The sequence below is a fragment of the Nitrospirillum guanabarense genome (genome assembly GCF_034653355.1).
GTDB lineage: Bacteria > Pseudomonadota > Alphaproteobacteria > Azospirillales > Azospirillaceae > Nitrospirillum.
This window is the reverse complement of record NZ_JAYEER010000002.1, coordinates 622899-636603: the sequence shown is the minus strand read 5'-3', so window position 1 is coordinate 636603 and position 13705 is coordinate 622899. Positions and strand designations below refer to the sequence as shown.

General features: G+C 67.6%; 12 protein-coding genes and 1 pseudogene. 1 reads left to right on the top strand and 12 read right to left on the bottom strand.

Annotated features, from left to right (window positions below; all coding sequences use genetic code 11):
* The first annotated feature begins 329 nt into the window (after positions 1-329).
* Complete coding sequence (locus UAA55_RS09325) at positions 330-479, top strand: hypothetical protein (protein ID WP_186455048.1); 150 nt, start codon at positions 330-332, stop codon at positions 477-479.
* Here UAA55_RS09325 and UAA55_RS09320 read toward each other — a convergent pair.
* The 12 genes and pseudogenes from UAA55_RS09320 to tssB form a co-directional block, all read right to left on the bottom strand.
* Entirely contained in the window at positions 464-901 is a 438-nt protein-coding gene (locus tag UAA55_RS09320; RefSeq protein ID WP_322952406.1) for a hypothetical protein, read from the bottom strand. The two genes, UAA55_RS09325 and UAA55_RS09320, sit on opposite strands and share 16 nt — an antisense overlap.
* Positions 898-1848, bottom strand: coding sequence for a hypothetical protein (locus UAA55_RS09315; RefSeq protein ID WP_322952405.1), 951 nt, complete (start codon positions 1846-1848; stop codon positions 898-900). Before UAA55_RS09315 ends, UAA55_RS09320 begins: the two co-directional genes overlap by 4 nt.
* Before the next feature lie 41 nt (positions 1849-1889).
* Positions 1890-2381, bottom strand: a complete 492-nt coding sequence (locus UAA55_RS09310; protein WP_322952404.1) for a hypothetical protein — start codon at positions 2379-2381, stop codon at positions 1890-1892.
* Between the two features lie 143 nt (positions 2382-2524).
* The gene (locus UAA55_RS09305) at positions 2525-3001 is read right to left on the bottom strand and encodes an Hcp family type VI secretion system effector (RefSeq protein ID WP_040848882.1); all 477 of its coding nucleotides are present in this window, start codon (positions 2999-3001) and stop codon (positions 2525-2527) included.
* Positions 3002-3147: 146 nt separating this feature from the next.
* Complete coding sequence (gene tssH / locus UAA55_RS09300) at positions 3148-5802, bottom strand: type VI secretion system ATPase TssH (RefSeq protein ID WP_322952403.1); 2655 nt, start codon at positions 5800-5802, stop codon at positions 3148-3150.
* Positions 5803-6020: 218 nt separating this feature from the next.
* A complete protein-coding gene (tssG, locus tag UAA55_RS09295; RefSeq protein ID WP_322952402.1) occupies positions 6021-7091 on the bottom strand; it encodes a type VI secretion system baseplate subunit TssG in 1071 nt (356 codons plus the stop codon).
* A pseudogene (gene tssF, locus UAA55_RS09290) lies at positions 7088-8922 on the bottom strand (type VI secretion system baseplate subunit TssF). The gene tssG and the pseudogene tssF overlap by 4 nt, the downstream one beginning before the upstream one ends.
* Entirely contained in the window at positions 8915-9406 is a 492-nt protein-coding gene (tssE, locus tag UAA55_RS09285) for a type VI secretion system baseplate subunit TssE (protein ID WP_322952401.1), read from the bottom strand. The pseudogene tssF and the gene tssE overlap by 8 nt, the downstream one beginning before the upstream one ends.
* 3 nt (positions 9407-9409) lie before the next feature.
* Positions 9410-10234, bottom strand: a complete 825-nt coding sequence (locus UAA55_RS09280; RefSeq protein ID WP_322952400.1) for a type VI secretion system accessory protein TagJ — start codon at positions 10232-10234, stop codon at positions 9410-9412.
* Between the two features lie 14 nt (positions 10235-10248).
* Complete coding sequence (gene tssC / locus UAA55_RS09275) at positions 10249-11700, bottom strand: type VI secretion system contractile sheath large subunit (RefSeq protein ID WP_322952399.1); 1452 nt, start codon at positions 11698-11700, stop codon at positions 10249-10251.
* Positions 11700-13193: a type VI secretion system contractile sheath large subunit gene (gene tssC / locus UAA55_RS09270; RefSeq protein ID WP_322952398.1), complete on the bottom strand. Its 1494-nt coding sequence runs from the start codon at positions 13191-13193 to the stop codon at positions 11700-11702. Before tssC (UAA55_RS09270) ends, tssC (UAA55_RS09275) begins: the two co-directional genes overlap by 1 nt.
* Positions 13193-13702, bottom strand: a complete 510-nt coding sequence (gene tssB, locus UAA55_RS09265) for a type VI secretion system contractile sheath small subunit (protein WP_040845788.1) — start codon at positions 13700-13702, stop codon at positions 13193-13195. Before tssB ends, tssC (UAA55_RS09270) begins: the two co-directional genes overlap by 1 nt.
* Positions 13703-13705 lie beyond the last annotated feature (3 nt).

Genomic DNA, 13705 nt, shown 5'->3' with positions numbered 1-13705 from the left:
ATCGCACACGCTTAGCGCAATGCGGTTCAGCAAGGGGAGGCCTTGCATAGACATAAGGGGGGATGTGGGGCGAGAGGGGGCGTCCTCTTGCCATGCGTGGCCTGCAGGCCTGTTCTCAAAGTGGCGCCACGCCTTGGTTTCCAGCGCCACGCAAGCACCCAGCCGATAGGCTTCCGCTCCCGCGCACGTTCCGAAAAGACCGCTGCGTGGGTCGCGGGACGGCAGAAGTGCCCATTCCCTTTTACATAAGCGAAACCCATTGGTGATCGGACGCTACTCGGGCCCACCTACCCAAAAGGGTAAGACGGGGCGGGCCGCATGCCCACGCCGTGGCCCTGTCTGGCCGCAGCTTCTCCCTGGTGCGCCGCTGCTTCAGCGACGCCCGCTTCCGCAACGAAGACGGCGTGAATCGCGCGACCCTGTACCACCCACTGGCGCGGGAGAACGCCCCCGCTGTGACGGGCTATTCCTTGCGGTAGCGCAGCAGCCAGATGATGGTGGAAATCTGGCAGAGGGCGGCCGCCAGGGTGAAGACGGTCACCAGGACGCTGCCGCCAACACCGCCGGGCTGGGTGAACAGCAGGCCCAAGGCCACGATTGTAGCCACGACCTCGACGGCGAAGATGGCGCTGAGCAACAGGCGAACCAGGCCCTGGGTCTGGCTGGGCACGCGGCCCCAGAAGATCAGGCGAAAGCCGAAGACCAGCGCCCAGCTGAACAGGAAACCCACCAGCCCCGCCCCATCCAGCGCTTCCACCGGATCAAGCTGCGCCCGCAGCTTGATCGAACCGTCCAGGCCGATGGCCAGGAAGGTGATGCCCACCACCGCGAGCGCCAGGTGGAAGAGATATCCGGGAGAGGGGCGCCGCCAGACCGGGGCGGAGTGGGTGTCTGTCATCATTTGTGCACCGCGACGCTGTGAACCTGAAGACGGCGGGCTATTTCATGCAGGGCCGATTTATCGCCCAGAATCTCTTCCCGGATCATAAGGAAGCCGGAGCCGACGCCAGCGGCGCGGGGGGCGACCTCCAGCGTCATACCGGCGTGGATCTGCTTGGCACGAAGTTGGGACCGCAAATGAGCACGCTCCGCAATCTGCGCGTACCGCTCCGCGCGGGAGGCATTGGCGGTGCGCGCGGCCAGGGTCTCCGCCGAACGGGCCGTCGTCAAGTCCGCCTGCAACAGTTCCCGCGCCTCCGCCAGTTCCTTGATGGCCTTGGGACCACCGACGACGATGTCAGGCAGGGTCATGACCGTCGCGATAATGCGGTATTTCTCGGTGTGCTGCTTGAAGGCCTCGGCCCCTTCATCGTTGCCGGCCAGCTCCATGCCGTAGGCGGTACCGTCGGCCACCAGCAGGAAGGCGCCGCCCACCAGGCCGGCCACGCCCAGCACGCCCAGCCCGGTGGGGATGAGCGCGATGGAGGCCGCGACGCACAGCACGTCCAGCGCCACGCCCAGGGCGTCATCGCCGTGCGAGGTGAACATGCGGTTGAAGACGCGTCCCACGGCCTGGCTCATGGCCAGGTCGGCCTCGCTCTGCGCGATGGCGGCCTTGCCCTGCGCTTCCATGCAGCTCTCTATGAAGGCCTTCACCCGATGCCAGAAGTCGGGCGGCGGCTGATGCTTGGGCGGCGGAGCGGGAATGTGGCTCCACTGGAAAACGAAGATGTCGCCAAAGCCGCCGGCATCGCGCGTAGGGCCACGCAGGGGGTAGACATAGCCGTTGGTGGCCCAGGAAATGCCGACCCCGGGACCGCACACCTTGTCGACATAGGCGCACAGGCAGGCCGTGGCCTCGGTCTCATTGCGGAACGGTCCCCAATCACTGTTCAGGACGACTGCCATAGCGTTCTCTCCCACTCTCCTATTTTCGCCGAAAGCGGCTTCTACTGCCGCCTACTGTCTTCCGGGTGCAGGTATTCGCCGAGGCTAGGCTCCGGCGGGCATTCTGTTCCTTGCAATACATATAAATAATCGTTGGAACGATCGGCCACCTTGAAGCACTTCTTATATCCGTGAGCCGAAGCCCATAGATCTCCGGCAAATATCCCAAGAACCATGATCGTTATAAAAGCGCCGATGGAAATCTGGATGATCCGAATTTCCATAGTCATCGGCTTCTTATATTTTCTAAAGATCGCGACATACATCGCAATTCGGATGCCATACAAAAACGGCCCAGCAAAGAAACAAAACATATATCTGCTAAAGAGGACGTGGTCGGCGCCACCGTCAAACACCAAAAGATCTGGATAGGACGCCCAGATCAACCAGATGCAGACTACAAACAAGATATCGAGAAAGTAAAAATGCCAAGTGCTTAGCGTCGCTTGCCCTCGATCCCGCCCCCGACGATGAACACCCAAGGCAGACATCATCTCATTCTCCGCCCACGACTCTGGGCGAGAGCCGAAACGGCGGCTTCACCATCCGTGTTACGACGCGAGCGATCCCAGGCGCTTATCAGGAGCTTGGAACCACGCGGGCGGCTGCCCGCCCGCGTGGTCGCTCAAGCGATCGATCAAGCCGACTTGGTGGTGGCCAGGTCGTAGGAGGCGATGATCGGGGACTGCGGGTTATGCTGGCTGTCGTACGGGGTGTACTTCATCTCCACCTTGGTGAAGTTCAGCACGATCTGCTCTTCCGGCCGGTCGCTGGAGGCCGAGATGTTGTAGGACGAGATCAGGGTGTTGGTCAGGGTGAACTCGATGTAGGTGTCGCCCGGGTTGCCGCTGGTGACGATGTGGATCTTGGCGGTCACGCCCGAACGGCCGCTGCAGGCCTGGGAGAACAGCTTCACGGAGGAGCTGTCGCTGGTCTTGGTCAGCACGACTTCACGCACCGACGGCTCAGAACCTTCGCGGTTGGCGGTGGCGCCGGCCAGGGTGTTCATGGACCGGGTCACGCCCCACTGCAGGGTCTTGATGTCGGTCCACTGCTGGTGGTTCTGTTGGGTGGCGTCGCCGGAAATACCGTCGATCTGCAGATAAATAGGCATTCGTAGTTCTCCTCACTTCATGGACTTTGGTTGAACGCGGGCTTGCGTTGTGCGCCGGGCTGGCCGGGTGGCCAGGCGCCGGCGCGGACGTTACGGTGCGCCGGGTGACCCCAAGCGGCTCGGGTCCGGGCGTCGCCTTGGCGGCTTCATTCCGCCGCGGACTCCACCATCGGCCTTTCGGCCAGTGGCACCGTTTGGATGTCGATCCGGAAATCCCCGGCCTCGTCATCCCAATCCACGGCCGCGGCGGCGACGGTGCGCCGGGCGGCCAGGGTTTCCAGAAGGCGCTTGGACAGCGCCGGCATCAGGCTGCGCGACAGCACGTGGTCGATGGCGCGGGCCCCGACGTCGCTTTCGCCGCACCGGGCCACCAGCCGTTCGATCACCGCCGGCGACACGGACAGGACGGCGCCATAGGTCCGCTCCACCCGCTGGCACAGGCGGCCCAGCTGCAGGCCGACGATGTCGCGCAGGCGTTCCGCCGTCAGCGGCAGGTAGGGCACCACCGTGACCCGGCCCAGAAAGGCCGCCTTGTAATGCTTCAGCAGTTCCGGATGCAGCGCGGCCGTCAGGCCCGCCAAATCCGGTAGGGTCTCGCGGTCGGCGGCCAGGGCCGTCAGCAGGTCGGACCCGGCGTTGGACGCCATCAGGATGGTGGTGTTGCGGAAGTCGATGTCGCGACCTTCGCCGTCGCGCAGCACGCCCTTGTCGAACACCTGGTAGAAGATGTCCTGCACGCCGGGGTGCGCCTTTTCCATCTCATCCAGCAGCAGCACGCCGTAGGGCCGGCGGCGCACCGCCTCGGTCAGGATGCCGCCCTCGCCATAGCCGACGTAGCCGGGGGGCGACCCCATGAGGAGGGAGACCTTATGCTCCTCCTTGAACTCCGACATATTGATGACGGTCAGGCTCTGTTCCCCGCCATACATCATGTCGGCCAGCGCCAGGGCGGTCTCGGTCTTGCCCACGCCGCTGGGGCCGGCCAGAAGGAAGATGGCCGGCGGCTTGCGCGGGTCGGCGATGCCGGCCCGGGCGGTGTGCAACACGTCGGCGATCAGGTGCAGGGCGTCGTCCTGGCCCACCACCCGCTGGCCCAGGCGTCCTTCCAGGCCCAGCACCGTCTCGATCTCGCTGGACAGCATGCGGCCCACGGGGATGCCGGTCCACCGCGCCACCACCTCGGCCACCGCCTGCGCGGTGACATCGTGGTGCATCAGGGGCCGCTCGCCCTGATAGTCCGTCAGGTCCTGGTGCAGGCGGGCGTGGCGGCCGCGCAGGGCGGCCGCCTCCGTGCCGCCCTGCGCCGTTTCCGCCATCCTCTCTTCCAGGGCTCCCCGGACGCCGACGATTTCGTCGATCAGGCGGCGTTCCTCCGTCCAGCGCCGGTGCAGGTCGGCCTGGCGCACTTGGGCGTCGGCCAGCCGCTCGTCCAGGGCGGCGATGGCGTCGCCATGGTCGGCACCCAGCGCCACCTCCCGCAGCAGGGAGGCCTTTTCCGCCTCCAGCCCTTCCGTCTCCCGCGCCACGGCGTCCAGCGCCTCCGGCCGGCCGGCCTGGCTCATGGCCACCATGGCGGACGCGGTGTCCAGCACGCTGACGCACTTGTCGGGCAGTTGGCGTCCCGTGATGTAGCGGTGGGACAGGTGCACCGCCGCCCGCACCGCCGCGTCCAGGATGCGCACGCCGTGGTGCTTCTCCAGCGTCGGGACCAGGCCGCGCATCATGGCGATGGCGGTCTCCTCGTCCGGCTCGTCCACCTTCACCGGCTGGAAGCGGCGGACCAGGGCGGCGTCGCGCTCGATATAGCGCTTGTATTCCGCCCAGGTGGTGGCGGCCACCATACGCAGCGCGCCGCGCGCCAAGTCGGGCTTCAACAGGTTGGCGGCGTCCCCCTGCCCCGCCTGGCCGCCGGCGCCGATCAGGGTGTGCGCCTCGTCCACGAACAGGATGATGGGCTTGATCGAGCCCTTGACCTCGTCGATCACGCCCTTCAGGCGGTTCTCGAACTCACCCTTCACGCCGGCACCGGCCTGCAGAAGGCCGAGGTCCAGCGTGCGGATGCTGACCTCGCGCAGGGCCGCCGGCACCTCGCCCGCAGCGATGCGCAGGGCCAGGCTTTCCACAACGGCGGTCTTGCCCACGCCGGCCTCGCCCACCAGGATGGGATTGTTCTGGCGGCGGCGGGTCAGGATATCGATCACCTGCCGTACCTCGGCATCGCGGCCGGTGATGGGGTCGATGCGGCCCTGGGCCGCCTCCGCCGTCAGGTCGATCGTATAAGCGTCCAGGTTGGGCGTGCGCCCGCCGGGCTTGCGCGGGGCCTGGCCATCGGCGGCGGCGTCCTCGGGAACCTCGGCCTCGATCAGGGTGTCCAGCGCCTGGGGGTCGATGGCCTCCAGCGCGGCGGCCAGATCGCCAAAGGCCAAGGCGCCCTTGTCATCGGCCACCAGGGCCGCCAGCAGATGCAGGGGCGACACCGCCCCGGCCTTGAAGCGCAAGGTGGCCAGGAACCAGGCCTCGCGCATCAGCGACACGACGCGCGGCGAGAAGGCCGGGGCGCGGCTGCTGCCGGTGCGGCAGCGGGCAAGCCCACGGTCAAGCGCGCGCTCCAACGCCTCCGGCCCCAGGCCCACCTTGGGCAGCGCCTGGCGCAAGCCGGTGTCCGGCCGGTCGAGCAGGGCATGCAGCCAGTGCTCTATCTCGATCTCATAGTGGGTTTTGGCCATGGCGCCGCCGGCGGCGGCTTCAAGCGCCCGGCGGGCCGCGGCATCCAGCCCATCGACCAGCGTCCTTAGATCCATCGAATCCATTTCAAGACCCGCGCTTTTGGTTGACGTATTCCCCTACCCCCATCGTCCGACCCAGGTCCGCCGATGGCACGACTGCAAAAATAAAACTCGAACGACGATTGGAACTTACCCGATGGTTATAGTATCGAATTTTCCATCCGTTATTATGTCGTTCATGTAACATTACATTAATAGAACGGCATTACTTCCGATATATGCTCCAGGTTATACTAATCGGTGTCATTGATACTGATGATGGCATCGTCCGGGTCGTGCAGCATGGGCAGCGACGCCAGCCAGCTGTCGTAGCCCAGGCGCGGGCCCGCGCCGTCCCGCCCGTCCAGCTGGCAGGGCGGCACTTCCTCCCGGTGCAGCACCAATTGCACGTCGAAGCCCAGTTCGGGCCCGGCATAAAGGCGCGCCAGTTCCACCAGGCGCCTCAGCCCCGGCCGGCCCGGCAGATGGTCCATGAACTGGCGGCGCGTCAGGGGACCCAGGATGATGCGGAACTGGCCCTGCACGTCCCACATGCGGGCGCCGGCCACGGCATCCACCCCCAGGCGGTTGTAGGCGGGCGCCTTTCCACCCAGGCGCAGGCAGGTCTGTTCCTCCGCCGGGATGGCGATCCAGCGGCCGGCGAACTGCTGCACCTTGACGGGCAGGCCGCAGGCGTCAGCCAGCATGCGCTCCAGCGAGATGGCGGCGCGCGGCTGCTGGCTGAACAGGCCGGCGTAATAGACCGCCACCTCGTCGCGCACGGACAGGCGCCCGCGCAAGTGGCCGGTGCCGAAGCCGGCGATGCCGAACAGGGCGGCGGTGGCGGCGTCACCTCCCTCCAGCCCGCGATGCTCGTACAAGGCCGGCAGGCGATAGCGCCGCCAGGCGCGGAACAGCAGGGTGGCGATACGGTCGTTGAACAGATCGAGGAAGGCGGCGAAACCGGGCGTGCGGTCACGCAGGCTGCGGATGGCCGTCTCGGTATAGGCCTGCGGCAGGGCCGAGACAGGCCCCGTCAGGGTCATGACGTTCAGGTCCAGCCGGGCGGGCTCCACAGGCTCGCCCTCCGCCGCGCCCTCGGCCAGGTGCGGCAGGGTCAGGCGTTGGATCTCGTGCGCCGGAAAACACAGCGACTGATGGGCAGCGAAACGGATGGGCAGCTCGTCCTCTTCGGCCGAGGCGCCGAACTGCCGTTCCAGCAGCTGGATGGCGCGGAACAGGTCGAAGCGGAAGGGCTCATGCCGCAGCATGTCCAGCAGTGCGGGCGACCCGCTGAGTGGCGGCAGGGGCACGATGGCGTTCATGCCGTCACCTTGGCGCCGATGCGGGCCCCCCAGCGCACCAGCGCCTCCTTCCGGCCCTTGGCCCGCACGGTCAGCCGGGTGAAGGAATTGATGGAGGTGTAGAGGGCGAAGAAACGCTCCAGCACCGCCGAGGGCAGGTAGACGCCCATGGCGCCCGCCCGTTCCGGGTCCATCACCAGATCGATGTCCACGCCCCGGCATAGGGCGGCGAAGTCGGCGTGGGGCGCCCGGGCCGTGGCGCGGCGGTAGCCGATGCCGGTGACGCTGTCGATGATGGCCCGCGTCTCCGGCGTGTCCTTCAAATCGTAAAGCTTCAGCAGCTCCCGCAACGCCGCCGCCCCGCCCTGGCCATCCCCTCCCCCTTGGCCATCCACGAGCGACAGGTGGTTGAGGTTGAGATGGGAGACCAGGCGCCAGCGGGCGCCGTCGCCCGTTTGCGGCCGCACCACCGCCGTGGGCGGCGTCAGGCAGGTGACGCCGGCGATGGGCCCGCCTTCGGTCAGGTGCATGCGCGGATGGCCGCCGCCGAAGGGCAGCTGCGCCGGCAGGTCGCGATTGAAGCACAGCGTTTCCACGCTGACCGTCCAGTCGGGCGGGGCGTTGGGGTTCAGGCCCAGATCGACCAGCGACAGGTACATCTCGCTGCTGGCGTCGCGCCCGCCCCGGGGGCGGCGCATGGCGTGCCAGAAATGCTGGTGGCGCGACGGGTCGGTGCCGTGGTGGTTGCCGTAGAGGGGCAGGAACTCCGCCTTCTCCCCCGGGGGGATGAGGCGCGCACGCGCTCGATGGCGTAGATCTCGCGCGCCTCCGGCCGGCGGGCGTCGGCCTGCACCAGGTATTCGGTGGCGTCGTGGCCCAGGATGATGGGCTCCGCCGACTGGCGGAACAGGTTGACCACCGGGGCGCAGCCCAGGGCGAACACCTGGGGCCGCACCAGCCGCTCCCCCTCCGTCCACACGCGGTCAAGGTAGAGGTAGACCTCCATATGCTGGCCCACCCCGCGCAGGGAGCGCGCGCTGAGGCCGTGCAGGTCCACGAACAGGAACTTCTCCGGGAAGGCGAACAGCTCGCTCAGCAGGCGGTAGCCTAGGAAGGACTGGGCGCCATAGGGCACCATGCCGTCCTCGGGCTCGAAGCCCACCGGGGTCAAATGGTCGGGACCCAGTTCCACGGGGCTGGGGTCGTTCACATCCTCCACCACCGCCATACCGACGACATTGTTCAGCAGCAGCTCATGCAGGGTGAACGCCACCTCCGGCGGGCCGGAGAGGAACAGGCGCAGGCGATCCACGCCCAGGTCGGTCAGGCCCTGCCCTTGCGCGGTGGAGCTGATCTTCAGCCGCAGCACCGACTTGGCCTCGCGGGTGGCCGCCACCAGGGGGGCCGCCGCCGGCAGGGCCGCCAGGCTGGCGGCCGTCACCTCCACCGGCCAGATCTCGGCCGGCATGGTGGTCTGGAAGCGGCAGGCCTCGCCCCGAACCGCCTCCGTCTCCACTTGGGCGCCGCGCGGCACGGTGAAGCTGCCCGTCAGTTCCGGCGCCGCCTTCATCTGCACGATGGCCATCGACGGCAGCGGCGTCACGTAGTGGGGATAGAGCACGCCCAGGAGCGCATCGGTCAGTTCCGGGAAATCGTCGTCCAGCTTCTGCCGAACACGGGCAGTCAGGTAGGCGAAGGATTCGATCAGGCGGGCGACGTGGGGATCGTCCACCGTTGTCGGGCTGATGCGCAGGTTGCCCGCCACCTTGGGGTGCTCACCCGCGAAGCGGGTCGCCGCCCGCCGGATGGCCGCCAGTTCCTGGTTGTAGAAGGACAGGAAGGTGTCAGGCATGGGGGTCGCCCTTGATCAGGAAGGTCTGGCTGACGGGGTCCAGCACGGATTCGAAGACGATGGGCTCGGGCGACGGGTCCAGGCGGATCACCGCCTCCACCCGGAAGCGCAGGGTGCGGTCCAGGTTGCGGCCGCCGTTCAGCAGGGTGACCGCCACCGAAGACAGGCGCGGCTCGAACTCGCGGATGGCCACCTCCAGCGCGCGGCCGAAGGCGGCCTGGCGCTCAGGCGCGGCCATGCTCATGGCCGTGAAGTCGGGGATGCCGTACTGCAGAGGGGACCGGTGCAGCTCGCCAACATCATTACCCAGCTTGCCCGGCCGCCGCCGCGTGTTCAGCATGGCCTCCAAATCCCGGCGAATGGAGTTCTTGAGCTGCGACAGGGCCGCGTTCCAGCCAACCGCCCGCGCGGTCGGCCCTTCCACCGGCTGGATCAGCCGGTCGAGGACGGAGGGCACGATGGTGGCGGGCTGTTGCGCCGGCATGGCTTACGCCGCCTCCACATCGGCCTGGGTTTCATCGAAGCGCAGCGTGGTGAGGTCGGCGGCACCCACGGCGTCGTCGCCAAGCAGGAAGCAGCGCTGGCCCCGCCCCAGGATGGCGCCGTGCCGATCCACCCAATCCGTCAGGCGGCCCAGCCGGTGCTGGTCGGTCAGGCCGTCGGCCCCGGCGCTGGCGTAAATCATGGGCATGTACAGGCTGCCGGCCGTGCCGTCGCGCAGGGTCAGGCGCGCGGGGCGCCAGATCAGGTCCGACAGGCGCTTGGGCTGGGCGAAGTCCAGGCCCAGCACCTCATCCACGCCTACCCAGAAGTACTTGCCATCGGCGCTCAGCATCTCCAGCAGGCCGCCGCAGGTGTCGTCCAGATCGCGGAAGTCGGCAAAGGCCGCGCCCTTGTGCTGGCCGGCGGGGGCGCGGCGCAGCGTCTCCGCCTCCGCCAGCGTGGCGGCGGCCCCCTGCGCGTCCCCGGCGCGGGCCTTCACCCCCGCTTCCAGATGCAGGCGGGCGGCGGCGGTGATGTCGGTCAGGAATTCCGGCGGACGGCCTTCGCGGTACCAATCCTGGCGCGCCGTCTCCGCCCGGATCAGCTGGCGCAGCAGCGAGACCGGGACCATGGAGCCGGGGTCCTGGTTCAGCACGACGGACAGCTGATTGTCCGCCCGCTCCAGCTGTCCCGCCACGCACAGGATCTCCGCCAGCAGATAGCGGGCGCCGGTGTCGGTGGGCGCCTTCTGCACATGCGCGGTGGCGGCGGACAAGGCGCCGAACAGGTCGCCGGCCTCCAGGGCGTTGGTGATGGCGGTTTGGCTCATGGGGTCCTCTCCCGTCAGGCCTGCGGGCCGACGAGTTCCGTGACCAGGCGGAAGCTGGTCTGGACGTCGTCGAGCTGGAAATGCGGTTTCAGGTGGATGACGCAGCCGAAGGCACCCGGCCGGCCGGCGATGTCGCGGACCTGCACCTCGGCCTCGCGCAGGGGATAGCGCGCCTTGAACGAGGTGCTGGCGTCGTCGTTGGCCAAGCAGTAGCCGCGCAGCCAGTCACGCAGATGCTCCTCGAAATCGTGCGCGGTGGCGAAGGAGCCGATCTTGTCCCGGCCGATCATCTTGATGTAGTGCGCGAAGCGCGAGGCGCAGAGCACGTACTGCAGCATGGCCGACAGCCGGGCGTTGGAGGTGGCCGTCGCCCGGTCATAGACCTTGGGCTGATGCAGCGACTGGCAGCTGTAGAAGACGCAGGCGTCGACGTAGCTGACCCGCGACAGGGGGACGATGCCCAGGTCGCTCAACTGCTTCTCCTGCCGGTCGGACAGATAGACGTCCAGGGGGGCGGCCGGGGCCGCCGCCCCGCCCAGGGTCGGGAAGGTGTGGCCGGGGAAACGGTCCACCAGGCCGCCGCCGTTCAGGTCATCCGGCGCGCCCCGGATGTCGGCGAACCAGCCGTACTGGTGGAAGGCGCGCATGACCACGGTGGCGAAGGCGAAGGCGGCGTTGCCCCACAGGTAGTCCCCCGCCCCCGGCCGGCCGGTGCGTTCCATGAAGCGGAAGCCGTCGATGCGGTTGGGGTCGTGGCGGTAAGGCGGCCGCATCATCACCCGGGGCAGGGCGATACCGATGAAGCGGGCGTCGTCCGCCTCACGCAGGGCCCGCCAGCGGATGAACTCATGCCCCTCGAAGGAGCGGGCGAGGTCCACGTCGCTGGCCATGTCGCCGAAGCTGTCCAGCCCGAACAGCGCCGGGGAGCAGCTGGTGACGAAGGGGCAGAAGGCCGCGGCCGCCACGGCGGCGATGGCCTTCAGCGTGCCCACGTCGTCGGTGGGGTGGTCGGCGTCGCGCTGGTGTTGCACGGCGTAGTCGCCGATCAGCAGGCCGAAGGGCTCCCCGCCGGGCGTGCCGAACTCATCGCTGTACACCTTGGCGAACAGCTGGCTCTGGTCGAACTCGATGGCGCGTTCGAAGTCGCGGCACAGTTCGCGCCAGGACACGTCCAGCACGCGGATCTTGATGGCGCGGGTGGAGGCCGAGGCCTCCACGAGCTGAAGCAGCCCGCGCCACGACGCCTCCAGCTGCTGGAAGCGGGGATTGTGCAGGATGGCGTTGACCTGGGCCGTGAGCAGAGCGTCGATCGCCGCGATCAGCTGGTCGATGACCAGGCGCTTGTCGGGATGGCGGCTGAGGTCCAGCCGCCAAGCCGGGGGCGCGTCGGGCCGGGGGGGCCGGCCTTCCGTCGTGTCGATGCGTCGTTCCACCCCCGGGGCTGCCGCCTCAAGGGTCTGTTGCATCAGAGCTTGCTCGGTATCCGTGCCACCATGCGCAGCGAGGTCGTCAGTTCCTCCATCTGCAACCAGGGCCGCAACCAGGCGATGGCGTTATAGGAGCCGGGTTTGCCCGGGATTTCCTTCACCGTGATCTTGGCCTCGCGCAACGGGTAGGCGGCCTTCATTTCCTGGCCGGCGCCCTCGTTGGCGTTGACGTAGTTGTTGATCCAGCGGTTCAGCCAGGCCTCGCAGTCCTCGACCTCCAGGAAGGAACCGATCTTGTCGCGCGCCATCACCTTCAGGTAATGGGCGAAGCGGGACGTGGCCATCATGTAGGGCAGGCGCGCGGAGATGGCGGCGTTGGCCGTGGCGTCCGGGCGGTCGTACTTCTTGGGCTTCTGCACCGTCTGGGCGCCGAAGAACACGGCGTAGTCGGTGTTCTTGTAGTGGCAGAGCGGCAGGAAACCGAGCTTGCCCAGCTCGGCGTCGCGGCGGTCGGTGATGCCGATCTCCGTCGGGCACTTCTGGTCGGGGTCGCCGTCATCGCTGACGAAGACGTGGGTGGGCAGGGTTTCCACCTTGCCGCCGCCCTCGGCGCCGCGGATGGCCGTGCACCAGCCGTACTTGGCGAAGGCCTCGGTGGCGCGCGAACCCAGCACGTAGGACGCGTTCATCCAGCAGTACTCGTTGTGCTCCAGCGCCAGCGACTTGCCGGTGGGATCCAGGGGCGCTTCCTCGAAATTGAAGTCGTCGACGCTGAGGGTGGCGGCGCCGTACGGCAGGCGCGCCAGCACGCGCGGCAGGGTCAGCGTGGTGAAGCGGCTGTCCTCGCTGTCGCGGAAGCTGCGCCACTGCGCGTATTCCGCCGTCTCGAAGATCTTCTCCAGGTCGCGGGGCTTGGCCAGCTCCTGATAATCCTGGAAGCCGAACAGCTTGGGGCTGGCGGCGGAAATGAAGGGGGCGAAGGCCGCCGCCGCGATGCTGGAGATGCTGGACAGCATCTGCACATCCTCGGGGTGGTTGGTGAACTCATAGTCACCGATCAGCATGCCGTAGGGCTCGCCGCCGGGCGTGCCGAACTCGTTCTCATAAAGCTTCTTGAACAGCTCGCTCTGGTCGAACTCCACCGCCTTGGCCAGATCCTTCGCCAGTTCGCGCTTGCGCACGTTCAGCACGCGGATCTTCAGGTTGGCGCTGGTCTCGGTGTTCATGACCAGGTGGTGCAGGCCGCGCCAGCTGCCTTCCAGCTTCAGGAATTCCGGGTGGTGCATGATGGCCGCCAGCTGCTTGGACAGCTTGGCGTCGATGGCCTTCACCGCCGCGGTCAGCGTCTGGGTCAGGTTGCGGCTATAGGTGACGGTGCCGCCCAGCGCCTCTTCCGTCAGGGTGCGCAACAGCTCCTGCACACGGGCCGGCTCGGTCTGCTTGGTGGCGCCGATGGCCTGGTCCAGCAGGGAGAGGCCTTCGACGGTGCCCGCCTTGGCTTCTTCGCGGGATACGGTCAGGGTGTCGGTCATCACTTCACCTCCTCGGCGGTGGCGCCCAGCTGCTGCGACAGCTTGCGCAGCTGGGTGTCGTCCTGAAGAATGGATTCCAGCAGGTCTTCCAGCTGGGTCGAACGGTCGGCCTTGGTCAGCAGGTCGCGCAGCTGGTTGCGCGTCTCCAAGAGCTTGCGCAGCGCCGGCACCTGGCGGACGATCTGGCCGGGCTCCATGTCCTCCAGCGAGGAGAACTTCAGCTCCACGGCCATCTCGCTGCCGTCGTCCTCCAGCTCGTTCCGCACGCGCAACGACAGCGACGGCTTCATGCGCGCCAGGATTTCGTTGAAGTTGTCGCGGTCGATCTGGATGAACTTGCGGTCCTTCAGCGGCTTCAGGTCGTCCGTCGGGTCGCCGGAGAAATCGCCGAGCACGCCGACCACGAAGGGCAGCTCCTTCTCGACCATCGCCCCATCGGTTTCGACCTCGTATTTGATGTGCACGCGCGGCTTGCGAACCCGCTCGAGCTTGTCATGAACGCTGGCCATCTA